Below are 22,987 nucleotides of genomic sequence, written 5' to 3' on the forward strand. Positions count from 1 at the left end.
TCTGTTATTCCTCCATTCCTTTAGATACTACGACTTTTGCGCATCTGATGACCTTGTCCTGCATACAGTATCCGCGGACGGCCTCGTCGATCACGGTCCCCTCCCCGGCATCCGAAGGGACGTAGGCAATCGCCTCGTGCCGTTCGGGGTCGAAAGGAAGGTTCCGGCATTCGATAGGTGTGATGCCGTGCCGCTCGAGGATGGTCGTGAAGAGTTTCCTGATCTGTTCCATCCCTTCCGGGAGGCCTGCACCCTCGGCTTTCTCCGCCCGCTCGAAGTTGTCGACGACCTCGAGCAACTCCACCGCGAAGTTCTCGATGGCGAACGATGTACGGGTATCGAGCTCCCGGTCCATCCTTTTGCGGTAGTTGTCGAAATCCGCCGCAAGGCGCAGATAACGGCTGTTAAGGTCGTCATATGCTTTTTGCAGCTCTTCAAGCGCCGGAGATGCTGCATCCGCCTCGTTTGCGAGATTCTGTTGCTTCTCGTTTGGTTCGGATGTATCCTCCTTCATACGCCTAACCTGCTTCAAAACGATGTAATGGAGTTGTTCGATTATTTATTGTAATGTGGTTCTATATAATATTAACTCAAACTGCAGAAATCCGCCTCCGGTAGTGTGCCGGATTTCCGATTGGACATCCGTTCTCCGGTATTCTCCCCTTGGTATCCGAATCCGCGTGAGGTGCGGCGCCCTCCTCTCCCGTCATGCCCGCGTTCCCCATGACAGGGCCTGCTGTTTTCCTGCCGGGGAAAACGCGTCCGGTTCTGCAGGCAGCGCCAGATATATCTTTCTACCCCTCTCATGTGTACCCATGAAGTGGGCACTGCTGTCTGTCTGGGACAAGGCAGGCATCGTCGATCTCGCAAAGGTGCTTATCGAGCACGATTACGGGCTCCTGAGTTCCGGCGGCACCGGGGCGGAACTACAGCGGGCGGGGATTCCGTTCACCGACGTCTCCGCCTACACGGGCTCTCCCGAGATGATGCACGGACGGGTCAAGACCCTCCACCCGAAGATCCACGGGGGGATCCTCGGCCGCCGCGGCATCGACGACGCCGTGATGCGGGAACACGGCATCGACCCGATCGACCTCGTGGTGGTGAACCTCTACCCCTTCGAGGAGATGAGCGGCAAGGGTCTCTCCCTCGAGGAGATCATCGAGTACATCGATATCGGCGGTCCGGCGATGGTGCGGGCGGCGGCGAAGAACCATAAGTACGTCGCGGTCGTCGTCGACCCTGCCGACTATCGCATGGTCGCGGACGCCGTCCGGCGGGGAGGGTTCTCCTCCGAAGAGCGTCTCGCCCTCGCGGCAAAGGCCTTCGCACGGACGGCGGCCTACGACGCCGCGATCACGAACCACCTCACCGGCATCGACCGGCCGTTCCCCGACGTCTTCACTGTCCAGTTCAGGAACGGGAGAACGCTCCGCTACGGCGAGAACCCGCACCAGGCGGCGGCGGTCTACGGCGATGCGGGCATCGCGGGAGAAGAGCCGCTCCAGGGCAAACAGATGTCCTACAACAACTACCTCGACGTCCACGCCGCGGTCGGCCTGCTCCGGGAGTTCGAGGAATGCGCCGTGGTCATCGTCAAGCACAACAACCCCTGCGGCGTGGCGACCGGCGACGGGCTCCTCGAGACCTACGTCGCCGCCCGGGAGGTCGACCCGGTCTCGGCTTACGGGTCGATCGTCGCGATGAACCGCGAGGTGGGGGCGGACGTCGCCCGGGAACTGACGGGGACGTTCGTCGAGGTCGTGGTCGCCCCGTCCTACACGCCGGAGGCGCTCGAGATCATGAAGGCGAAGGAGAACATGCGGGTGCTCCGGCTCCCGGAGCCGGTGGCGCAGCCCGAGGTCCGGAGCATCGACGGCGGCGTCCTGGTCCAGCGCACGGAGCCGTTCCGCGAGGACTGGCGGGTCGTGAGCGAGCGGGAGCCCACCGCTCACGAGATGCGGGCGATGCAGCTCGCCTGGAAGGTCTGCCGCCACACGAAGAGCAACGCCATCATCTTCGCCGACGAGGATGCCGTCATCGGGATCGGCGCCGGACAGATGAACCGGGTCGAGTCGGCGGAGATCGCGGTCAGGAAGTCCCGGAGACCCCTCGCCGGGTCGGCGGTCGCATCGGACGCCTTCCTGCCGTTCCCCGACACGATGGAGGTCGCGGCGGCGGCAGGCGCGACGGCGCTCGTCCAGCCGGGCGGCTCGATCCGGGATGCGGAGGTCATCGAGGCGGCGAACCGGCTCAACATCGCGATGATCTTCACCGGCGTCCGGCACTTCCGGCACTGAAACCCCTTTTTTTCTGTATTCCGGCCGGGTTATCATGAAGATCGAACAGATCCGGGATCATAAAAGACGATATCTTGACCTGCTGCTCGAAGGGGACGAGCAGGAGTCCATGATCGACACCTACCTCTATCGCGGGGACATGTTTGTTCTCTGCGACGGCGACCTGAAGAGCGTCTGCGTGGTGACGTGTGAAGGTGACGGCGTCTATGAACTGAAGAACATCGCCACCTGCGAGGAGTACCGTGGGCGGGGCTACGGCAGGCGGCTTATCGAGCACATCCTCGAGCACTACAGGGACAGGTGCCGCGTCATGCTCGTCGGCACGGGCGACTGTCCCCGTATACTCCGGTTCTACGAGCGGTGCGGGTTCACCGTCTCCCACCGCGTCGAGAACTTCTTCATCGACCATTACGACCACCCGATCTTCGACTGCGGCGAACGGCTCGTCGATATGGTGTACCTGAGAAAGGAATTCTGACGGCTCCGTGGCCGCGAGGCCTCGTTTTTGCCGGGTTCCCAAACCGTTATATCCCCCGCTCTCCATCCACGGCCGAAGGTGCAATACGCATGAACTACGGCAGCCTCATCTCCGGGTCGGCCGGCTACGCGAGAGACGCCCTCTGGGGGAAGTGGGGGCGATGGGTTCTCCTGGTCCTCCTCTCGCTCGTCCAGACGTTCACTCTCTTCTTGATCCCGTTCTACAACGGCTACATCGTGCGGGTGCTCGCCGGCCGGACGCCGGCTCCCGAGGTCGACGACTGGGGCAGACTCTTTATCGACGGGTGGAAGCTGAATATCATCAATCTTATTTACCTGATCCCGGTCATCGTGGTTCTGGCCGTCTTCGGCGGGATCGCGGCCATCTCCGCCATAGCGGCACGGGGGCTCGACAACCCGGACGTATGGGCTTCGGCCGTCGCCGCCGCCGTCACCGGGATCGCGATTGCGGCCGTCGTCCGGGCCGTCATATCGTTCGTCTCCCTCATCGCGGTCGTGCGGTTCGCCCACACCGGAAGCCTCCTCCAGGCGTTCAATCTCGGGGCGATCTTCTCCCGTATCGGCCGGATCGGGTGGGGCGCCTGGATCGCCGTCGTCGTCGTCCTCCTCCTCATCGGCCTCGCGTATACGGCCGCGACCGCCCTCATTGCCTCGCTGCCCGTCCTCGGGTGGGTCGTCAACCTCTTTATCGGGGTGGTCTACGGCATCTTCCGGGCCCGCTACCTTGCCGCGGCCTACGAGAGCGTCCCGGGGACGGCGTGACGCGGGGACCCCCTTTCCTCCCGTCTGCATCGCCGTCCCCGGGATTTATGGCGGATACCTCCGGCAATGTTCAAAAACCGGCGGTCGATGCATGAGTGGCGGATCATTTTCAGGAAAATACCCGTAACCGGGTTGGATCCGTCTCTTCCGGGCTCGCCGCTCAACGAGAACAGATGTCAAACGAAAATGGTTAAATTATGATTCGCTAAACTACCCGATTATGTCCAATGGCGGAACGGATACATATAGCTATAAGGGCTGGTTAACGTCAGACAGTTTCTTAAAACGTGCATTCGCGGTATTTTGTTACAATCTCGTCGCAGGTCTGATAATCTGGGTGGGCTTATTCATTATCTTCATGCTTTTCGGAGTGGTGGCCGCATCGGTATTTGGAACGTACTAACCAATCTTCTGGGTTTCCTCGCTAACAGGTCTTGCCGACGAGGACGTGGCCATCGGGATCGGCGCTTTCCTGCTCTGTGCTACGTAATGTCTTGCATTCTCGTCTCCACACCGTTCGTTCACGCGGAGCCGTGGACCGGATTCCTTATCGGTGCCCCCTTCCCGGCCGCCTGCCGGTGCCGTATTCACAGCGTTTATATGCTGCGCCTTCCCGGTTCCGGAAAGCGCGCTATGCCAGTATTGCCCGATTCGTGTTGAAAAGATCGCTTTATTTCGGCAAAGGAAGGTTCCAAAAAGAGGAATTATGGCAATCCTTTTATACCATATAATCTCACAATAAATCGTGGGTGATACACCTATGGATTATGGAAACATGCTGGGCGATTCGTTCAGCTACGCAAAAGACGCTGTCTGGGGCAAATGGGTCCAGTGGATCCTGCTTGCCATCAGCACGATCATATTCCCGCTCATCATGGGGTATATGGTCCGCATTTACAGCGGTGTAAAGCCGGCCCCCGAGGTGGGGAACTGGGTTGGAATGTTCATTGACGGCCTGAAACTCTTCGTCATCGGGATCATCTATGGCATCCCGCTCTTCGTTATCATGGCCATCTTCATGGTACCGGCGTTCATGGCAGCCAACGGCGGAGACCCCATGCTCGCCCTCGGGTCGCTGGGTATCGGCCTCCTGCTCGTGCTCGTCGTCGGAATCCTCATCGCGCTGATCTCGACGATCGGTATCATCCGGTTCGCACAGAAGGACAGCATCGGCCAGGCATTCGCCTTCGGCGCCATCCTCGAGCACATCGGAAAGATCGGCTGGGGGAGCTACATCATCGCCATCATCGTCCTTATGGTTGCCGGGTTTGTCTTCGGTATTATCGGCAGCATACTGGGCATGATCCCGGTCATCGGCTGGCTGATCATGCTCTTCCTGTACCCCGTCTGGTACATCTTTGCGGCACGGTACATGACGCTGATCTACGAGAGCGCTCAGGCACCGGCCTGAACCCTACTTTCTTTTCGTAACCAAAGGCGCCGCCGGAGAGGTTCCGGGCGCCCGGGGCATGGCGTACGTGATGCCCGTTGCTGGAACCAGGCTTTATATATGGTGCGCCGCTCCGATCCGTGTCGAACTGTTCTGTGCAGGAATTAGACGATTTTTCCGGGTCAAATTACCCATTTTCTGGAAATGGATATGGTAAAGGTTGGATTTAGACCAATACGTTTATATAAAAAATTCTCAAATTTAACAAAGGTGGTACATCTATGGACTACGGTAATGTGATCTCCAACTCGTTTGAGTATACCAAAGAGGCTCTGGTCGGAAAGTGGATGCAATGGGTCATCCTGGCCGTCCTGGCACTCGTGCAGACGTTCACGCTCTCCCTGATCCCGCTGCTTTCCGGCTATGTCGTGCGGGTACTCGCCGGCAACACACCGGCCCCCGAGATCGACGGGTGGGGCAAGCTCTTCGTCGACGGATGGAAACTGAACATCATCGGACTGGTCTACATGATCCCGGCGATCCTGGTCTTCCTCGTCCTCGGCGGCCTCAGCGCCCTCGCAGGAATGGCAACGACCGACCCGACTGCGGCCGGCGCTGCAATCCTCGGCGCAATGGCAGGAGCCTTCCTCGCCTTACTCGTCGGGCTCGTCATGGCCTTCATCGCCCTGTTTGCCGTGCTGCGGTTCGCCCACACGGACAGCGTCGGTGAGGCGTTCAACTTCAGCGCCATCCTTGCACAGATCGGCGCTCTCGGGTGGGGTACCTGGATCATCGCGGTCGTCATCCTCTTCGTCGTCGCGCTCGTCTACGGCTTCGTGGTCGGCATTCTCGGTGCGATCCCCCTCCTCGGGTGGCTCATTGCACTCTTCCTCAACGCGGCGTTCGCCATCTTCTACGGCCGGTACCTTGCCCTGGTATACGCGGAAGCGCCCGCTTCCACATAAACTACCCAAACAACCACTCTTTTTCGCCGAACCTATCCTTTTGCACCTGCACTGATCCCTTCCGTCGACGGTACCGTCTTCAATCCGTCGGCAGAATCCCGGGAGTACACCGTTTTTTCCCGAACAAAAACAGCGTGTTTATCCCTATACCGGGCAATTCTTAACCGAACATGCGGTGATACACATGGATGTCGTCCGATTAATCAGCGAGTCCTTCGGTTACGCGAAGGACGCTATCTGGGGCAGGTGGGTCCGCTGGCTCCTCCTGCTCGTCAGTTCGATCATATTTCCGTTCATGTACGGCTACACGGTGCGGGTCATGAGCGGCACGAAGCCCGCCCCGGAACTCGAAGGCTGGATCGGGCTTTTCATTGACGGTATCAAACTGATCGTCATCACGATCGTCTACTCGATCCCGCTCATGGTTCTCACGGTCCTTCCCTTCCTGATGTACTTCATCCCGGTCTCATCGACGGTGACCCCGGCGGGATCAGGCCCCGAACCGCTCATCAGCCCGGACCTGGCCATCTTCGTGGCTCTCGCCATCTTCGTCATCTTCATCCTCGCCGCCATCATCATCGGGATCCTCTCGACGTTTGCGGCGGTCAGGTTCGCCCGGACGGGGAAGATGCGCGAGGCCTTCAGGATCCGCACTCTCCTCACCCACATCGGCACGATCGGGTGGATCCGCTGCTTCATCGCCCTCCTCGTCATGGGCATCGTGATCGCGATCGCGCAGTTCGTCCTCATGCTCATCCCGGTTCTCGGCTGGCTCCTCGCGGTCCTCCTCACGCCGGCGTTCATCATCTTCTCCGCCCGCTACGTCGCCCTCCTCTACGAGAGCGCCCCGGCGCCGGCGTAAATTCCCCCCCTCTTTTTCGGTTCGCGTCTTCGCGTGAGCTGGCAGTAGGGGATAACAATGAAGTCTCACGCGAAGAACGCGAAGGGGGAGTTTGGGTTATCACCAGTCATACGAACCCTACATCTTCGTGTCGCCCGGACGGGAGATTTTCCACGGAACATTTTGCTCCGCACCAGAATCCCCGAATGCCCAACATTTAAGTAGCGCTGTCGCCAATTCTCTGACGGTGAATTGCACTATGTGTGATTGTTTTATTTGGTGAATCGAGCCGCTTTTTTGACACAACCCTACGGGACGGCGAACAGACACCGGGTGTCTCTCTCACGCCGGCCGAGAAACTTGAGATTGCAACGCACCTCGCCGACGTCGGCGTCCACGTGATAGAAGCAGGCTCGGCAGCCGCATCCGTCGGAGAACGCGAGTCGATCCGTGCCATCGCCGCCGCCGGACTTGCCGCCGAGTGCTGCACCTACGTCCGGGCTCTACCCGGGGACATCGACCTCGCCGCCGATGCCGGTGCCGACTCTGTCCACCTCGTCGTTCCGGTGAGCGATCTCCACATCGCGAAGAAACTCCGAAAGACCCGCGGCGAGGTCTCTCAAATGGCCTGGAGCGCCGTCGAGTACGCAAAAGAGCGCGGTCTCATCGTCGAACTCTCGGGGGAAGACGCGTCCCGCGCCGACCAGGGGTTCCTCGCGGAGGTCTTCCGGGAAGGGGTGGAGCGGGGAGCCGACCGGCTCTGCTTCTGCGACACCGTCGGGCTCCTCACGCCCGAGCGGGCCGCCGCGATCATACCCCCGCTCCTCTTCGCCCCGCTCTCCATCCACTGCCACGACGACCTCGGGTTCGGGCTCGCAACCACCGTCGCCGCCCTCCGGGCGGGGGCGACCTGTGCCCACGTCACCGTCAACGGCCTCGGGGAGCGGGCGGGGAACACGTCCCTCGAGGAACTGGTGATGGCGCTCGAGGTGCTCTACGGGGTCGATACCGGGATCAGGACCGAGGAACTCTACCCCCTCTCGACCCACGTCGCCCGGCTGACCGGGGTTCCGCTCGCGACCAACAAGCCGATCGTCGGCGAGATGGCTTTCACCCACGAGAGCGGGATCCACGCCCACGGGGTGATGCGGGACGCGAGCACCTACGAGCCGCTCCGGCCGGAGCGGGTGGGCCGCAAGCGCCGCATCGTCCTCGGGAAACACTCGGGGTCGGCGGCGGTCGAGGCGGCGCTCAACGACATGGGGTATGCCCCGGACGGCCCGCAGCTCAGGGAGATCGTCGACCGGATCAAACTCCTCGGGGATGCCGGGATGCGGATAACCGACGCCGACATCATGGCGATAGCCGATACCGTCATGGAGATCGAGTTTACGCCGTGCATCGAACTCCGCCAGTTCACCATCGTCTCGGGCAGCAACGCGATGCCGACCGCCTCGGTGACGATGCTCGTCCGCGGCGAGGAGATCACCGGCGCCGCAGTCGGGACCGGGCCGGTGGACGCGGCTATTCGCGCGCTCCAGCGGTCGGTCGCGGACGTCGGGAGCGTACGGCTCGACGAATACAGCGTCGATGCCATAACCGGCGGCACGGACGCCCTCGTCGACGTATCGGTGAAGCTCAGCAGAAACGGGAAGACCGTAACCTCGCGGGGCGCGAGGACCGACATCATCATGGCAAGCGTCGAAGCAGTTATCGCGGGGATGAACAGATTACTCAGGGAAGAGCATGAAGACCGGAGCCAGGACTCTCATTGAAGCGCTGCAGCGTGAAGGGGTGGATACCATATTCGGCTACCCCGGCGGCGTGGTGTTGCCGATCTACGATGAACTCTACGATTCGTCGATCCGGCACATTCTGGTAAGGCATGAGCAGGCAGCGGCGCACGCGGCCGACGGTTACGCGCGTGCAAGCGGCCGCGTAGGCGTATGCCTTGCCACCTCCGGCCCCGGCGCGTGCAACCTGGTCACGGGGATCGCGACGGCATACATGGACTCCATCCCGATCGTGGCGCTCACCGGCCAGGTGCCGACCGCCCTTCTCGGGAACGACGCCTTCCAGGAGTCGGACATCACCGGGATCACGATGCCGGTCACGAAGCACAACTACCTGGTCAAAGATGCCGCCGATATCGACCGCGTGGTGCAGGAGGCGTTCTACGTCGCCCGGACCGGCCGGCCCGGCCCGGTGCTGGTCGATCTCCCCAAAGACGTCAGCACGGGTGTGGTGAAGGAGGGAACGCCCGTCCCCGGGACGGTCTCCCTCCGGGGCTACCAGCCCACCTACCAGGGGCACGTCCGCCAGATCGACAAGGCGCTCGACCTGATAGCGACAGCCGAGCGGCCGCTCGTCTACGCCGGCGGCGGGGTGGTTCTCTCGGGAGCGTCGGCAGAACTCCTGGAGTTCATGGAGACCGCCGCCATTCCGGTGACGACGACCCTGATGGGGCTCGGCGCCGTCCCCGGCGACCACCCGCTCTGCCTCGGCATGCTCGGGATGCACGGCACCCAGTCCGCGAACTATGCGGTGACGGAGTGCGACCTCCTGATAGCCGTCGGCGTCCGGTTCGACGACCGGGTCACCGGAAAGATCGAGACGTTCGCGCCGAACGCCACGGTCATCCACATCGATATCGACCCGGCGGAGATCGGGAAGAACAAGAAGGTCGACGTCCCGATCGTGGGCGACGTGAAGGCCGTTCTCCAGGCACTCCTCCGGCGGATGCAGAAGCGCGGCGACACGGCGAACTGGGTCGCCCGGATCGGTGCCTGGAAGGCGCAGTACCCGCTCTGTTACCGCGACGACGACCATCTTCGCCCGCAGTACGTCGTGGAGCAACTCTCCGATCTCCTGAAAGGCGATGGAATCGTCGTGAGCGAGGTCGGCCAGAACCAGATGTGGACCGCGCTCTACTACTGCTTCAAAAAACCCCGGACCTGGATCACCTCGGGCGGCCTCGGGACGATGGGTTACGGGTTCCCGGCGGCCATCGGCGCACATTACGCCCGGCCGGACCTCCCGGTCGTCGACATCGCCGGCGACGGGAGTTTCCAGATGAACATCCAGGAGCTCGGGACGGTTGCGCAGTACGACATCCCCGTCAAGGTCGTGATCTTGAACAACATGTACCTCGGGATGGTGCGGCAGTGGCAGGAACTCTTCTACGACCGCCGCTACTCCTACACGGAGCTGCCGCCGGTGGACTTCGTGAAGATCGCGAACGCCTACGGGGTCGAAGGGCTCCGGGTCGACGAGAAGGCCGGTGTGCGGGAGGCGCTCGAGACCGCCCTCGCCACGGACGGGCCGTTCGTCCTGGACTTCCGGGTCGAGCGGGAGGAGAACGTCTTCCCCATGGTCCCCGCCGGTGCCGCCATCAACGAGATGATCGGGGTGCGCCAGCAATGAAACCGCATACGTTGAGCGTTCTCGTGGAGAACCGGGCAGGCGTCCTGAGCCGGGTCGCCGGGATGTTCTCGCGGCGCGGGTTCAACATCGAGAGCCTGGCCGTCGGGACCTGCGAGGAGCCGAACATGAGCCGGATCACCATCGTGGTGAACGGCGACGACGGCGTCGTCGAGCAGGTGATGAAGCAGACCAACAAGCTCATCGACGTCATCAAGGTCTCGGACCTGACGAAGCGGGAGAGCGTGGAGCGGGAACTCGCCCTGATCAAGGTTGCCGCCGAGACCGGGCCGTCCCGCGCCGAGATCCTGCAGATCGCCGATATCTTCCGGGCACAGGTCGTGGACGTCGGGTCGAAGACGCTGGTGCTCCAGGTGACCGGGGATACGGAGAAGATCGATGCGCTGGAGAAACTCCTGCGCCAGTACGGCATCAAGGAACTCGTCCGCACGGGTAAGATTGCGCTCCTTCGGGGCGCAAAGACCGTAAAGAGTTCCAAATAACATTCTTTTCGGTGTGATACCGTCATCGCTCCATCGGGGTAAGATCACCTCCTCCCCGGCGATTGTGTTATATGCTAGCATGTCACACACTAACATAGTATGTTCTTCGGGCTACCTCTCCATACGGGAATTATCGTGGGCGGCGCCGTCGCCCTGGTCTTCGTACTGCTCGCTCTCTGGGGTCTCGGGTTCAGGGAGGCTCCGTGATGGCGGACATCCTGACGTTCGTCCTGATCGGGCTCTACTTCGTCGTGCTCATCGGCATCGGGAACTGGGCCTCGAAGAAGATCCATAACACCGAGGATTACATCCTCGCCGGGCGATCGCTCGGGTTCTGGGTCTTCACGATCCTGATCGTCTGTTCGATCTGCAGCGGGATGACCCTGCTCGGCGTCAGCGGGTTCGGCTATAACTCGGGCTGGCCCGGGATCTGGGAGCAGATCTTCGTCCCGCTCGCGGCCGCGTTCTGTATCATCTTCTTCGGCGTGAAACTCCAGGCCATCGGGAAGGAGCGGGGTTACCTGACCGTCCAGGACTACCTCGCCGACCGGTTCGAGAGTCCGCGGGCGCTCCGGGCGCTCTCGGCCGTTGCGGGCATTATCGTCTCGTTGATCTATCTGGTCGGGCAGTATGCCGCGATCAGCATCGTGCTCGTCTGGCTCTTTGCGATCCCCCACTGGCAGGCGCTCCTCATCGCCGGAATCATCATCACCGCCTACACGGTCGTCGGGGGACTCTACGCCGTCTCCTGGACGACCCTCTTCCAGGGCGGCATCCTGATCTTCGGCGTGCTCCTGATGGCGCCGTTCGTCATCGCGAGCGCCGGCGGGCTTGAGCACATCAACACGGTCATTGCCGGGATCGACCCGAACTTCGTCGAGCCCTGGTTCCCGAGCCCGGCCTATGCGTCTTACGCCTACGCGACGCCGGAGTTCCTGGTCTCGTTCGGTATTCTCCTGATGGTCGGGCTTGCCTGCGCGCCGCACGTCATCAACAACGTCCTCGCTGCAAAAGAGGCCCGTTACTTCAAGTGGGCGCCGTTCGTTGCGTTCGGGATCTACGCGGTCGTGATGTTCCTCGTGAAGTTCACGGGGTTTGCCGTGCGGTCGCTCGTCGAGGAGGGAAGGCTGGTGCTCCCGGACGCCGTGAACGCCCAGGACTTCGCCTTCATCCTGGGAGTCGAACACGCGATGCCGAACGTGGCGTTCTGGGCGCTCTTTGCGGTGATCGTCCTTGCGGCGGTGATGTCCACGACCGACCGGCTGATGCTCACGGTCGGCACATCGTTCGCGTGGGATATCTACAAGAACGTCTTCCGCCCCGCGGCGCCCGATAAAGAGGTGCTCCTCGTCTCGAAGATCGCGATCGTCCTCGGGGCCGGCGGCACGCTCGTGCTTGCCATCAACCCCCCGCCGATGCTTGCGTGGCTGATCTGGATGGGTATCGGGGTGATGCTCGCGACGTTCGCGGTCCCGCTGCTTGCCGGGCTCTACTGGCGCGGTGCCACGGGAGAGGGCGCGATCGCGAGCATGGCGGTCGGGCTCGTCGCGGCCGCGGCCTTCGGCTACTGGCACCAGTTCGTATCGCCGCTTCCCATGCACTTCAGCTTCTTTGCGCTCGTGCTCTCCACCCTCGCCATGGTCGCCGTAAGCCTCCTCACCGCCCGGAGTTCCACGGATGTGCTCGACGGCACCCGGACCGGCTGGTTCATCCAGTCACCCCGCGGCGCTCCGCGGCCGGGCGCACCGGGGGCGACCCGGCTCGCCGACCAGGACTCGCCCCGCCGGCAGTGACGGCGGGGGGTTCCCGGCATCTTCTTTTCTTCGCGCCGCGCCGGGAACGATCCAGGTCCGCCCGCGCGATCGCCTTCGCAAAGTCCATATCCCCATGAGAAAACACATAGACTGCGACACAGCCGGCGGAGAGGTGGATCGATTCGGAGACGGTCGGCTGCCGGCCGGATCGAGCCGGGTCGCTTGAGGTTGCCATGAAGACCGTCATCTACTACTTCACCGGCACCGGCAACTCCCTTGCCGCTGCCAGGAAGATCGCCGCATCCCTCGGGGAGACCGAACTCATTCCGATCGCATCGCTTGCGAACACCCCGGGGACTATCGCCCCGGCGGCCGATCGGGTCGGGATCGTCTGCCCGGTCTACGACTGCGGGGTGCCGGTCATGGTCGCCAGGTTCGCGGAACGGCTCGACCTCTCGCGGGTGGGGTACACCTTCGCGATCGTCACGATGGGCGGCCTGGGGGTCTCGGCACTCCGCCAGCTCGATGGGATCCTCCGGGAACGACGGTCGAGAGGGCTCGACGCCGCGTTTGCCGTCACCATGCCCGGCAACTTCCCGCCGCTCATGCGGTCGGTGCCGGCGGAGAAGTGCGGCAAGACCCTCGGCAGGGCAGACAGACGGCTCGGCGAGATCGCGGAGGCGATCGGGAGCGGACGGGCCGTCTCCCCGGGGTTCGCACTCCTCTCCAGGCTCGTGAACGCCCTGAGCTACGGATCGCTTGCAAAGGGCGCTCACGATGCGGGGGAACGCTTCTCCGTATCGGATGCCTGCACCGGCTGCGGCACCTGTGCAAAGGTCTGCCCGGCGAGCAACATCACGCTCGCCGGCGACCGCCCGGTCTGGAGCCGGAAGTGCGAGCTCTGCTGCGCCTGCCTCCACTTCTGCCCGGTCGAGGCGATCCAGCTCCGCGTGATGTTCGGGACCGAGGGCCGGGGACGCTACCGGCACCCGGATCTCACGGTTGCGGATATGGAGGCGCAACGCGGGGGCGGAGCCGCACGGGAGAACCCGGCGACGGGTTCCGCGGACGGTTCGTAAAGGAGGTAACTATGTCGTACAACATCGATGCCGAAAAAGTAAGGCTTGACGACCTGCAGAAGAGGATTGAAGAGACCGATCTGGTCCCGAGCCGCTCTTCTCTCCTGGAAGAGATTGATGGAACGTTTTCGAAGCTAAAAGCACATGGTTTCGCGACCCTCGCGGATCTCCGAAAGGCTCTGAAGAATCCAAAAAAGATACCCGCTCTTTCAAAGGAGACCGGAGTCGACACGGCGTACCTGACGCTACTGCGCCGGGAAATCGAGAGTTATTTCCCAAAAGCGCACCCCGTAGGCGCTTTTGACTGGTTCCGGAAGACGGATCTCGATAACCTGGAGAGCAGGGGATTGAAGAATACCGCTTTACTCTATGAAACTCTTGCCTCCCCCGAAAAACGGGAGGAGACTGCAATCGTTCTCGGTGTCGATGCCGAATTTATCGATTCCATCTACGCGCTGGCCGATCTCACGCGAATCCAGTGGGTAAGCCCCACAGCGGCCAGGATGCTGGTCTCTGCGGGGTATACGGATGCAAAAGCGGTTTCAGCTGCAGATCCGGAGGAGTTGTGCAGCGATCTCGATCGGGTCAACAAGGAACATAACTACTTCAAAGGAACGATCGGCCTCAGGGACATCAGGCGGCTGGTGAAAGCGGCGTCGTATGTATCGTGACCCGGCCGGTTCACCTGCAACAGTTCGCGGCTGACGGTTTCACGAGATGGGCAAACCTCCTCAGGGTGGTTAAATGGGATTCTGGGCGGGAATGCCCGCTCATTTTCGTAGCCGTTGCTCAGCAGGGATTTAATCGCCATGCAAAAGTGTTATTGCATCCCTTTGATAGAAACAAGAGTGTTGCGCTGTGCGGTCCCTCACAGCCCTCCGTACGGGAAGATCCCATGACAGATGGATTGTTCCGGCGGCGTGAGAGACCCGCACGACCATCGGATCAACGCAAGGAAATCATCATGGCACAGGAAACCCTGTCACAGAAGTCGCGATTCTCGCGCCAGACGATCAGGAGGGCTATCCTCATCGTCTCGTTCCTCCTTCTCCCGGCCACGCTCTTCTACATCTCCCCCATCGTCATCCTGATGGGGGCGGCTCAAGGTATAGCCACCGGCAGCCTGCTCCTCTTTACCGCGCTCTTCGTCCTCTCGCTCGGCGTCTCCCGCGTCTGGTGCGGCTGGCTCTGCCCGATGGGGGCGTGGCAGGAGATCTGTTCGCCCGTCATGAAACGCAGGGTGGACGGTCGGCGTGACCGGGTCAAGTACGGCGTCACGGTGCTCTGGCTTTCGCTGCTTGCATACCTCTTCATCGGTGCCGGCGGTATCCTCGCGGTCGATCCCTTCTACGGCACGGTGAACGGGTTCTCGATCACGTCCCTCGACACACTGATGATGGTGGGCTTCATCTTCTTCATGATCTTCGCCGTCGCGTTCGTCATGGGCCGGCGCGGCTACTGCCGTGTCGTCTGCCCGACCGCCGTCCTGATGATCGTCGGCCGGAAGATCAGGAACGCCGTCGGCTGGCCCGCCCTGCGGCTCGCCGCCGACGCCGGCCGCTGCATCGACTGCGGGAAATGCTCGAAGGCGTGCCCGATGGGCCTCGACGTCCACGGCATGGTCCGGGAAGGGCGGATGGAGAGCGCCGAGTGCATCCTCTGCGCTTCCTGCGCGGACACCTGCCCGGAGGGCGTGATCACCTACGGCGCAGGGGGCCGGTGAGCGCCTGCGGCGGAGGACTGCGTTATGGGACAGGAACGGGGAAGTATACCCGAAAACAGGTCGGCACTGCGCCAGAGGATACGCATAGCGCTCCTCATCTTCTCGTTCGTGCTGATGCCCGTGACCTTCGTCTACATCTCCTGCCCGCTCATCACCGAAGGTGCGTCGCAGGGGATCGCCACCGGCGGCCTCCTGGTGTTCACGCTGCTCTTCATCGGTTCGCTCTTTGTCGGGAGACTCTGGTGCGGCTACCTCTGTCCCGCGGGCGGCCTGCAGGAGATCTACGCCCGGATAAATGGAAAGCCGGTGACGGCCGGGTGGCTGAACTACCTCAAATACCCCGTCTTCCTCGGGATCTTCGGGTCCATCGCTCTCGCCGTCTACTCCGCCGGAGGCCTCTGGGTCTTTGACCCGTTCTACCAGACCGGCAACGGGATCTCGATCGACCGGCCGGGCGCATACACCCTCCTCTACGGCCAGATCGTATTCATCACCGTATTCGCTCTTCTCGCCGGGAGGCGCGGGTTCTGTCACACCTTCTGCCCGATCGCGGTCATGCTGATCATCGGCCGGAAGATCAGGAACCTCGTGAAATGGCCGGCGCTCCGCCTCGCGGCCGACGCGGAGCGCTGCGTGGACTGCGGGAGGTGCTCGCGGGCCTGCCCGATGAGCCTCGACGTCCACGGCATGGTCCGGGATGGGCGGATGGAGAATACGGAGTGCATCCTCTGCGGCGAATGCGTCGACACCTGCCCGGAGGGGGCCGTCGGCTACGCGTGGAGGGGGAGGCCCTGATCATCGATACAGTCTCGTCCGCCATCCGGAAGATTTCATCGGGAAGAACAGTTATCGCGTCGTTCGCCTTCTTCGCCGTCTCGGCGGCCCTGATCAACGGCCGGCCGTTCGGCCTTTCCGCACTCACAGAGCTCACGGGCGGCGCTACGATCCTCGACATGGAGTTCACCTACACGCCGGTGCAGGCATACGCGATGCTTGCGGCGCTCGGGGACGCCGGGCGGGCGTTCTACCTGACGCGGATCGTGCCGCTCGACCTCGTCTTCCCGCCGGCGTATACGCTCTTTTATGCGGTTGCAATATCCTGGCTCCTCTCCCGGTGGCTTCCGGAGGGCAGCCCCTGGATGCGCCTCAACCTCGTTCCGCTCGTCGCCGGCATCGCCGACTACTGCGAGAACATCGGGGTCATCGCGATGCTTCTCGCCTACCCGGCGGAGCTCTACGGGGTTGCGGCGTTCACCGCCGTGATCTCGCCGATCAAGTACACGTTCATCGCGGTCAGCGTGCTGCTCATCCTCGCTGCGGCCGCAGGATGGGCTGCGAGCGCCATACGGCGGCGGGCCGCCGCGTAACCCTCTTCCGCAAGGTATATCCATCCGCCTGCTTCAGTTCCGTATATAAAACGCGAGCAGGCAAGATCATGCGGATCGCTGTCATTTCCGGGAGCCCCAAGGGCGAGATGAGCGTCACCCTGCAGTATGTCCGGTTCCTCGAGGAGGCATTTCCGGGGCACACCTTCTCCGTGGTGCATGCAGGGCGGGATATCAGGTCGATTGAGCGGCAGGAAGAGGCGTGGGAGAGGCTGCTCGCCACGGTGGCGGAGTCCGACGGTGTGCTCTGGGCGACCCCGGTCTACGTCATGCTGGTTCCGGCCCAGCTGAAGCGGTTCATCGAACTGATCGGCGAGCGGAACGCGGCGGATGCGTTTTTTGGGAAGTACGCCGCCAGCCTCACCACCTCCATCCACTACTTCGACCACACCGCCCACGACTACCTGCACGGGATCTGCGACGATCTTGACATGCGCTACGTCGGCTCCTGCTCGGCCCATATGGAAGATCTCCGGAAGGAGGCGTTCCAGGAGCAGCTCGTCCTCTTCTTCTCCGACTTCCTGGAAGCGATTGCAGAGCAGCGCCCGGTTCAGCGGGCATACCCCCCGCTGCCCGCTCCTTCCTCCCCCTGCTCCCCGGCGACCCCGCCGGCCGCGGTCGATACCCGCGGAAAGCGGGTGGTCATCCTCCACGATGGAGAGCCCGGCTCCGGCCTCGCGGCGATGGTCGGCGGGCTCGCGGCGTGCTATGGGGGCTCCGCCCGGGTCGCCGATATCCGGGACGCCGGGATGAAAGGCGGCTGCCTGGGGTGCTGCCGGTGCGCCCTCGAGAACACCTGCGTCTACGACGACGGCTACCGGGCGTTCTGGGAGGAGTACATCGTCCCGGCGGATATCCTGGTCATGGCCGGAACCGTCCGCGACCGTTTCCTCTCGGCCGCCTGGAAGCAGTTCTTCGACCGGAGTTTCTCGAACGGGCATGTGCCGGCCTTCAAGGGGAAGCAGGTCGCGTACCTGGTGGATGGGCCGCTCGGCCATCTCGCGACTCTCCGGGAGGTTCTCACCGGTCTCGCGGTGATGGAAGGGGCCAACCTTGCCGGGATCGTGACCGGCGAGCCGGGGGGCGATGTCGCCGCCGCCCTGCACGCTCTCGCCGAGCGCTCCGTGCGGCTCTCCGAGCGGGGCTACGTCGCACCGGTCACCTTCCCCGCCGTCGCCGGCCACAAGGTCTTCCGGGACGAGATATGGGGAGGAATGCGGGCGTTCTTCAAGGCGGACGACCGGTATTACCGGCAGCACGGGCTCTACGACTTCCCCACCCGGGATTACGGCAAAAGGATCGGCGTCCGGGCGACCTCTCTTGCAATGGCCATCCCCTCCGTCCGGCGGGACGTGGTGAAGAATATGCCCGCCTACATGATCCAGCCGCTCGAAAAGGCAATCGCGTCGAGCCGGGTTCTCGCGGAGAGGAAGGCCGGGCGGTAGCGCGCCCGGGCGCTCTCGAAGGGCGGCCCCCACGGGAAATGTATAACCGGGTGGAGGCCGTCCACCCCGGGCATGCAACCCTTCACCATCGCCGTTCCGGAGGCCGTCCTCGACGACCTGCGGCAACGCCTTGCCCGCACCCGCTGGCCCGATGACGGTGGCGGCCGGGAGTACGGCACGAGCCTCGCGTACATGAAAGACCTTGTCGACTACTGGCGGCACTCCTACGACTGGCGGGCCCGCGAAGCGGAGTTGAACCACTTCGCCCAGTTCAGGGCGGAGATCGGCGGCGTGGGCGTCCATTTCATCCACGAGCGTGCCACGGGGCCCGATCCGGTGCCGCTCCTCCTGCTCCACGGCTGGCCCGATTCGTTCTACCGGTATCACCGGGTCATCCCGATGCTGACCGGTTCCTTTGACGTGATCGTTCCGTCCTTCCCCGGACAGGGATTCTCCGACCCCGTGCCGATGACCACCGGCGATACCGCCGACCTCTTCGCCGAACTGATGACGGAGGAGCTGGGGTACGGGACGTTCGTCGCGGCCGGCGGCGACGCCGGGACGCTCGTCGCCCGGTTCCTCGCGGAGCGCCACCCCGACGCCCTGATCGGCATCCACCTGACCGACGTCGGCTACCCGGACCAGGCGACGGACTTTTCGACCCTCACGGCACCCGAGATTGCATTCGCGAACTACATTCGGGAGTGGTGGATGAGCGAAGGCGGCTTCAATATCATCCAGTCGACCAAACCGCAGACCCTTGCCTACGGGCTGGCCGATTCGCCCGCAGGCCTCGCGGCCTGGATCATGGGTTTCATGGTATCGGGCACGACCGGCGAGGAGGTCGAGAAGCGTCTTGCCCGGGACGAACTGCTCACGAACATCATGATCTACTGGGTCACCCGGACGATCGGCCCGTCCGTCCGCCGGTACTACCTCGATGCGCACGCGGCCTCCGGTCCCTGGCGGCGCACACCGGTCCCGGCGGCCGTCGCCCATCCGCCCCGGGACGCTCCGCTGCCGCGTGAGTGGGCCGAGCGGAGGGTGAACCTGAAGCGCTTCACCGAACTCCCCCGCGGCGGGCACTTCGCGGCCTGGGAAGAACCCGAACTCTACGCAAAAGACGTTCAGGATTTTGTCGGAGAACTGCGCAATGCTTAGCATGTTCTCCCGTACAGGCCGGACGGCACGGCAGAACCCGCCCTCCGCGTTCCCGCCCTGATAACTCCTGATTTTCACCCCGATATGCGGCAACCGCGGGGAAACGGATGGTCAACCATATATGGTTTCGGCATAAACAGTACGAACGTGAAATCGGCGGTACTGGGCGGCGGCCTTACCGGGATAACGCTGGCCCGCCTGCTCCACGAACAGGACGACGACGTGACCGTTCTCGAACGGAACGAGAATATCGGGGGGCTCTGCCGCTCGCGGACTGAAGCGGGCTTCACGTTCGATGCCGGGGGCTCGCACATCATCTTCTCCCGCGATACGGAAGTCCTCTCGTTCATGCTCTCGGTCCTCGGCGAGAACGCCGACCGGCGGACGCGGAATACGAAGATCCTCTATAAAGGCCGCTACGTCAAGTATCCCTTCGAGAACGGGCTGTATCAACTCCCCGACGAAGACCGGTTCTTCTGCATCAACGAGTTCATAAAAAACCTCATCGCCGTCGAGAAAGGCGAGGTCCCGCCGCCGACGAACTTTGCCGAGTGGATCACCTGCACCTTCGGCCGCGGCATCGCCGAGTGCTACATGCTCCCCTACAACGAGAAGATCTGGAACTACCCGGCCGACCGGATGTCGCACCACTGGGTGGAGGGGCGCATCCCCCGGCCGCCGGTCGAGGATATCATCAGGTCGGCCATCGGGATCGAGACCGAGGGCTACGTCCACCAGGCGGTCTTCTCCTACCCGGTGACGGGCGGGATCGAGGCGCTTGTGAAGGCGATCGCGGAACCGGTCGCTCCGGCCGTCCGGACCGGTTTTTCCGTCGCCTCCGTCCGCGAGGAGGACGGGGGTTTTGCCGTCAGCGACGGCCAGGAGACCGTCCATGCGGATCGGGTGATCTCGACGATCCCGCTCCAGAACCTGCTCCCCTGCCTTTCCGACGTCCCTGCCGACGTACAGGCGGCGTGCGACGCCCTCCGCTACAACTCGCTCTGCTCGGTTTTCGTCGGCCTTGTCGGGGAGGTTCCCGATATTTCGTGGCTCTACGTCCCCGACGAGAAGACCGGCCTCTTCAACCGGATATCGTTCCCCTCGAACTACAGCACGGAGGTCGCCCCTCCCGGCCACTCCTCGATCCTCGCCGAGATCACCTGCAACGAGGGCGACGCGGTCTCCCGGATGTCGGACGCCGGGATCATCGAGCACACCGTCGCGTCGCTCGTCGACGCCGGGTTCGTCCCGTCACGGGACGACGTCGTCTACACCGGCGTTGCGCGGGAGAAGTTCGCCTACGTCGTCTACGACATCGAGTACCGGAAGAACATCGCAATCGTCCGGGAGTTCTGCCGTGAGCGCGGCATCGACCTCGTCGGGCGGTTCGCAGAGTTCGAGTACCTCAATATGGACGGCTGCATCCGGAGCGCAATCGACTTCGTGAGGAAGGATCGATGAAGGTCAACATCTTCGTCGAGGACTTCCGGTTCCTGCGCTACATCGGGTGTGCGACGGCGGCGAGGACGCTGTATAACCACCTCGCCCGTCTCCCCGGCATGGAGGTCACCCGCAACCTCTACCACGGCGACTTCGACCTGACCCACTACCACACCTTCGGGCCGTGGGCGATGTATCACCTGAAGTTCACCGAGGGCGCAACGGTCCTGACCGCCCACTCGACACCCCGCCTGAACGAGGGGAACGTTGCTTTCTCGCAGAGGATAAACCAGATATACCCGAAGATCTACCGGCAGTTCGACCACATCATCACGATATCGGAGCCCTGCCACCGGGAGACCGAGCAGCTCGTCCCCGATGTCCCGAAGACCCTCATCCCGAACGGGATCGACCGGGAGTACTTCAAGCGGGACAAGAAGAAGAGGAGGTCGTTCCGCGACGAACACGGGATCGATCCCGACCGGAGGGTGGTGCTCTCCGTCGGCCAGCAGACACCCCGGAAGGGCATCTACGACTTCTTCAAACTCGCGGACCAGCATCCCGAGATGACCTGGGTCTGGGTGGGGGGGTTCCCGTACGGGACGTTCTCGAAGGACTACGCGAAGATCCAGATGCTCAAGACCCAGTGCCATGAGAACGTCATCTTCACCGGCGTCATCGACGATATCTCGCGGGCGTACAGCGGGGCGGATATCTTCTTCATGCCTTCCCACGCGGAGACGTTCGGCCTCGTGATCGTGGAGGCTCTCTCGGCGGGCCTTCCGGTCATCGCCCGGGATATCTACGAGTTCCGCGAGATCTTCGGCGACTCGGTCCTCTTCTTCTCCGAGGCCGGCGAGGCGCGGGAGATCCTCGCCGACGACGCGGTCCTGCATCGCTGCGCCTCCCGCGCCCGCGCCTCGACGGAGAAATACGACATCACGCTTATAGCAAAACGGCATCAACAACTATACCGGGAGCTGATCGAGGGATGATCTCCGTAGTCGTGCCGACCTACAACGAAGAGCAGAACATCGAGCGCTGCCTTGCGTCGCTCGCCGACCAGACGGTGCCGAGGGAGACCTACGAGATCATCGTCGTCGACGGAGACTCGAAGGACCGGACCCGGGAACTGGCCGAACCCCTTGCGGACAGGGTCTTCATCCAGACGAGCAAGCGGGTGGGCGGAGCCCGGAACGACGGGGCGATGGCGGCAACGGGCAATATCATCGCCACGACGGACGCCGACTGCGTCCTCCCCCGGGACTGGGTGGAGCGGATCGAAAGGAACTTTGCGGAGCGTGATATCGTGCAGCTCTACGGCACGGTCTACCCGATCGAGGACGGGTTGCGGAACCGGCTCTCTCTTCTCGGCGCGAACATCTTTTCGCGCCTGGGCTACTACACCCGGACGATCTACTTCACGCTCGGGTGCAACACGGCCTTCGACCGGGAGGCGTTCGTCCGGGCGGGGATGTACCGCTGCATCGACGCCGGGGACGATCTCGAGATCGCGCAGCGGATGCGCAAACTCGGGAAGGTCCGTCTCGACCCCCGCCTGAAAGTCGGGTTCTCGATGCGGCGCTACCAGCAGTTCGGGACGCTCAAGTCGCTCTGGGAATGGCTCTACATCGTTCTTCGCGGCGGCGAGGCGAAAGGCGCCACCTACTCGCAGCGGGAGTACAAGTAGCTGCCATGAAGAAGACCGCATCCATCCCGAAAGCCTATGCCGGGGCTGTGCAGCGCTCCGATACCTGCGAGTTCGCACAGCTGCTCGGGATGGCGGTCACGGCGATCGAGGACGGCCGTGTTCGGGTGGCGATGCCGACGGAGGGGATGAGGAACGCCCACGGCACGACCCACGGGGGCGCGATCTTCGCCGTAGCCGACCACGCCTTCGGCATCGCAGCGAACATGGAGGGGATCGACCAGATCGCGATCTCCGCAAACATCCGCTACTTCTCCGTCCCGGCAGGGGAGACGCTCGAAGCGGTCGCGTACATGGTCTCGGAGACGGAGAAGACGTCTGTCTATGCCGTCGACGTCTACTCGGGCGACCGCCTGGTCGCAACGTTCGAGGGCGTCGGGTTCAAGATCGGGGGAACGGCGAAGCGGGAGTGAGGGGGGGTTTGATGCGGCAAATGTCCCCGAGCGTGCAGGCTCTAATGGGCATTGTACCTCACGGATCTCGTACACGGATTTCCAGTGGATATCGCCATTGGGGGAGGGGCTGACGGGGAGTGCGATGGGCGGAACGCGACTGGCCGGAGGGCAGGAGCGTGAGCACCGTTAGGTGCGAACGCCCGGAGCTCGACCACCGT

The 22,987-nt window shown here is 63.0% G+C and carries 22 protein-coding genes; 21 read left to right on the top strand and 1 reads right to left on the bottom strand.

The window, feature by feature from the left end; genetic code table 11:
- Positions 1–4: 4 nt before the first annotated feature.
- Positions 5–514, bottom strand: coding sequence for a nucleotide exchange factor GrpE (locus tag SZ63_RS10090; protein WP_048184934.1), 510 nt, complete (start codon positions 512–514; stop codon positions 5–7).
- Positions 515–815: 301 nt separating this feature from the next.
- Between SZ63_RS10090 and purH the strand changes: the two genes are divergently transcribed.
- The 21 genes from purH (at position 816) to SZ63_RS10195 (ending at position 22,787) form a co-directional block, all read left to right on the top strand.
- The gene (purH, locus tag SZ63_RS10095; protein WP_048184937.1) at positions 816–2,300 is read left to right on the top strand and encodes a bifunctional phosphoribosylaminoimidazolecarboxamide formyltransferase/IMP cyclohydrolase; all 1,485 of its coding nucleotides are present in this window, start codon (positions 816–818) and stop codon (positions 2,298–2,300) included.
- A gap of 34 nt (positions 2,301–2,334) precedes the next feature.
- Positions 2,335–2,778, top strand: a complete 444-nt coding sequence (locus tag SZ63_RS10100) for a GNAT family N-acetyltransferase (protein ID WP_048184940.1) — start codon at positions 2,335–2,337, stop codon at positions 2,776–2,778.
- A gap of 89 nt (positions 2,779–2,867) precedes the next feature.
- Positions 2,868–3,560: a DUF4013 domain-containing protein gene (locus SZ63_RS10105; protein WP_048184943.1), complete on the top strand. Its 693-nt coding sequence runs from the start codon at positions 2,868–2,870 to the stop codon at positions 3,558–3,560.
- A 745-nt stretch (positions 3,561–4,305) separates the two neighbouring features.
- On the top strand, positions 4,306–4,971 hold the full coding sequence (locus tag SZ63_RS10110; protein ID WP_241481318.1) for a DUF4013 domain-containing protein: 666 nt from the start codon (positions 4,306–4,308) through the stop codon (positions 4,969–4,971).
- 260 nt (positions 4,972–5,231) lie between these two features.
- Positions 5,232–5,915: a DUF4013 domain-containing protein gene (locus tag SZ63_RS10115; RefSeq protein ID WP_048184949.1), complete on the top strand. Its 684-nt coding sequence runs from the start codon at positions 5,232–5,234 to the stop codon at positions 5,913–5,915.
- A 184-nt stretch (positions 5,916–6,099) separates the two neighbouring features.
- Positions 6,100–6,777, top strand: a complete 678-nt coding sequence (locus tag SZ63_RS10120) for a DUF4013 domain-containing protein (protein WP_048184952.1) — start codon at positions 6,100–6,102, stop codon at positions 6,775–6,777.
- A gap of 242 nt (positions 6,778–7,019) precedes the next feature.
- A complete protein-coding gene (locus SZ63_RS10125) occupies positions 7,020–8,531 on the top strand; it encodes a 2-isopropylmalate synthase (RefSeq protein WP_048184956.1) in 1,512 nt (503 codons plus the stop codon).
- Positions 8,503–10,179, top strand: coding sequence for a biosynthetic-type acetolactate synthase large subunit (gene ilvB / locus SZ63_RS10130; RefSeq protein WP_048184958.1), 1,677 nt, complete (start codon positions 8,503–8,505; stop codon positions 10,177–10,179). The genes SZ63_RS10125 and ilvB overlap by 29 nt, the downstream gene beginning before the upstream one ends.
- A complete protein-coding gene (gene ilvN, locus SZ63_RS10135; protein WP_048184960.1) occupies positions 10,176–10,679 on the top strand; it encodes an acetolactate synthase small subunit in 504 nt (167 codons plus the stop codon). Before ilvB ends, ilvN begins: the two co-directional genes overlap by 4 nt.
- 206 nt (positions 10,680–10,885) lie before the next feature.
- A complete protein-coding gene (locus tag SZ63_RS10140; protein ID WP_048184962.1) occupies positions 10,886–12,472 on the top strand; it encodes a sodium:solute symporter family protein in 1,587 nt (528 codons plus the stop codon).
- Between the two features lie 194 nt (positions 12,473–12,666).
- Positions 12,667–13,512 carry an EFR1 family ferrodoxin gene (locus tag SZ63_RS10145; RefSeq protein WP_048184964.1) on the top strand — a complete coding sequence of 282 codons (846 nt, stop codon included), beginning with the start codon at positions 12,667–12,669 and terminating at the stop codon, positions 13,510–13,512.
- 11 nt (positions 13,513–13,523) lie between these two features.
- Entirely contained in the window at positions 13,524–14,183 is a 660-nt protein-coding gene (locus tag SZ63_RS10150) for a DUF4332 domain-containing protein (RefSeq protein ID WP_048184967.1), read from the top strand.
- Positions 14,184–14,476: 293 nt separating this feature from the next.
- Positions 14,477–15,235, top strand: a complete 759-nt coding sequence (locus SZ63_RS10155; RefSeq protein ID WP_048184969.1) for a 4Fe-4S binding protein — start codon at positions 14,477–14,479, stop codon at positions 15,233–15,235.
- 24 nt (positions 15,236–15,259) lie between these two features.
- A complete protein-coding gene (locus tag SZ63_RS10160; protein WP_048184971.1) occupies positions 15,260–16,030 on the top strand; it encodes a 4Fe-4S binding protein in 771 nt (256 codons plus the stop codon).
- Positions 16,012–16,602 carry a hypothetical protein gene (locus SZ63_RS13035; protein ID WP_048184972.1) on the top strand — a complete coding sequence of 197 codons (591 nt, stop codon included), beginning with the start codon at positions 16,012–16,014 and terminating at the stop codon, positions 16,600–16,602. The genes SZ63_RS10160 and SZ63_RS13035 overlap by 19 nt, the downstream gene beginning before the upstream one ends.
- Before the next feature lie 68 nt (positions 16,603–16,670).
- Entirely contained in the window at positions 16,671–18,065 is a 1,395-nt protein-coding gene (locus SZ63_RS10170; RefSeq protein WP_048184974.1) for an NAD(P)H-dependent oxidoreductase, read from the top strand.
- A gap of 72 nt (positions 18,066–18,137) precedes the next feature.
- A complete protein-coding gene (locus SZ63_RS10175) occupies positions 18,138–19,226 on the top strand; it encodes an epoxide hydrolase family protein (RefSeq protein WP_048184976.1) in 1,089 nt (362 codons plus the stop codon).
- Positions 19,227–19,373: 147 nt separating this feature from the next.
- Positions 19,374–20,687, top strand: coding sequence for a protoporphyrinogen/coproporphyrinogen oxidase (locus tag SZ63_RS10180; protein WP_048185007.1), 1,314 nt, complete (start codon positions 19,374–19,376; stop codon positions 20,685–20,687).
- A complete protein-coding gene (locus tag SZ63_RS10185) occupies positions 20,684–21,661 on the top strand; it encodes a glycosyltransferase family 4 protein (RefSeq protein WP_048184978.1) in 978 nt (325 codons plus the stop codon). Before SZ63_RS10180 ends, SZ63_RS10185 begins: the two co-directional genes overlap by 4 nt.
- Positions 21,658–22,356, top strand: coding sequence for a glycosyltransferase (locus tag SZ63_RS10190; protein WP_048184980.1), 699 nt, complete (start codon positions 21,658–21,660; stop codon positions 22,354–22,356). Before SZ63_RS10185 ends, SZ63_RS10190 begins: the two co-directional genes overlap by 4 nt.
- Positions 22,357–22,361: 5 nt before the next feature.
- The gene (locus SZ63_RS10195; protein ID WP_048184982.1) at positions 22,362–22,787 is read left to right on the top strand and encodes a PaaI family thioesterase; all 426 of its coding nucleotides are present in this window, start codon (positions 22,362–22,364) and stop codon (positions 22,785–22,787) included.
- The last annotated feature ends 200 nt before the right edge of the window (positions 22,788–22,987 follow it).

It is taken from the genome of Methanoculleus sediminis, from assembly GCF_001017125.1.
Classification (GTDB): domain Archaea; phylum Halobacteriota; class Methanomicrobia; order Methanomicrobiales; family Methanoculleaceae; genus Methanoculleus; species Methanoculleus sediminis.

Coding starts and splice junctions, on each gene's coding strand:
- SZ63_RS10090 (WP_048184934.1), bottom strand. CDS start 514: ATGAAGGAGGATACATCCGAACCAAACGAGAAGCAACAGAATCTCGCA.
- purH (WP_048184937.1), top strand. CDS start 816: ATGAAGTGGGCACTGCTGTCTGTCTGGGACAAGGCAGGCATCGTCGAT.
- SZ63_RS10100 (WP_048184940.1), top strand. CDS start 2,335: ATGAAGATCGAACAGATCCGGGATCATAAAAGACGATATCTTGACCTG.
- SZ63_RS10105 (WP_048184943.1), top strand. CDS start 2,868: ATGAACTACGGCAGCCTCATCTCCGGGTCGGCCGGCTACGCGAGAGAC.
- SZ63_RS10115 (WP_048184949.1), top strand. CDS start 5,232: ATGGACTACGGTAATGTGATCTCCAACTCGTTTGAGTATACCAAAGAG.
- SZ63_RS10120 (WP_048184952.1), top strand. CDS start 6,100: ATGGATGTCGTCCGATTAATCAGCGAGTCCTTCGGTTACGCGAAGGAC.
- ilvB (WP_048184958.1), top strand. CDS start 8,503: ATGAAGACCGGAGCCAGGACTCTCATTGAAGCGCTGCAGCGTGAAGGG.
- ilvN (WP_048184960.1), top strand. CDS start 10,176: ATGAAACCGCATACGTTGAGCGTTCTCGTGGAGAACCGGGCAGGCGTC.
- SZ63_RS10140 (WP_048184962.1), top strand. CDS start 10,886: ATGGCGGACATCCTGACGTTCGTCCTGATCGGGCTCTACTTCGTCGTG.
- SZ63_RS10145 (WP_048184964.1), top strand. CDS start 12,667: ATGAAGACCGTCATCTACTACTTCACCGGCACCGGCAACTCCCTTGCC.
- SZ63_RS10150 (WP_048184967.1), top strand. CDS start 13,524: ATGTCGTACAACATCGATGCCGAAAAAGTAAGGCTTGACGACCTGCAG.
- SZ63_RS10155 (WP_048184969.1), top strand. CDS start 14,477: ATGGCACAGGAAACCCTGTCACAGAAGTCGCGATTCTCGCGCCAGACG.
- SZ63_RS10160 (WP_048184971.1), top strand. CDS start 15,260: ATGGGACAGGAACGGGGAAGTATACCCGAAAACAGGTCGGCACTGCGC.
- SZ63_RS10170 (WP_048184974.1), top strand. CDS start 16,671: ATGCGGATCGCTGTCATTTCCGGGAGCCCCAAGGGCGAGATGAGCGTC.
- SZ63_RS10175 (WP_048184976.1), top strand. CDS start 18,138: ATGCAACCCTTCACCATCGCCGTTCCGGAGGCCGTCCTCGACGACCTG.
- SZ63_RS10185 (WP_048184978.1), top strand. CDS start 20,684: ATGAAGGTCAACATCTTCGTCGAGGACTTCCGGTTCCTGCGCTACATC.
- SZ63_RS10190 (WP_048184980.1), top strand. CDS start 21,658: ATGATCTCCGTAGTCGTGCCGACCTACAACGAAGAGCAGAACATCGAG.
- SZ63_RS10195 (WP_048184982.1), top strand. CDS start 22,362: ATGAAGAAGACCGCATCCATCCCGAAAGCCTATGCCGGGGCTGTGCAG.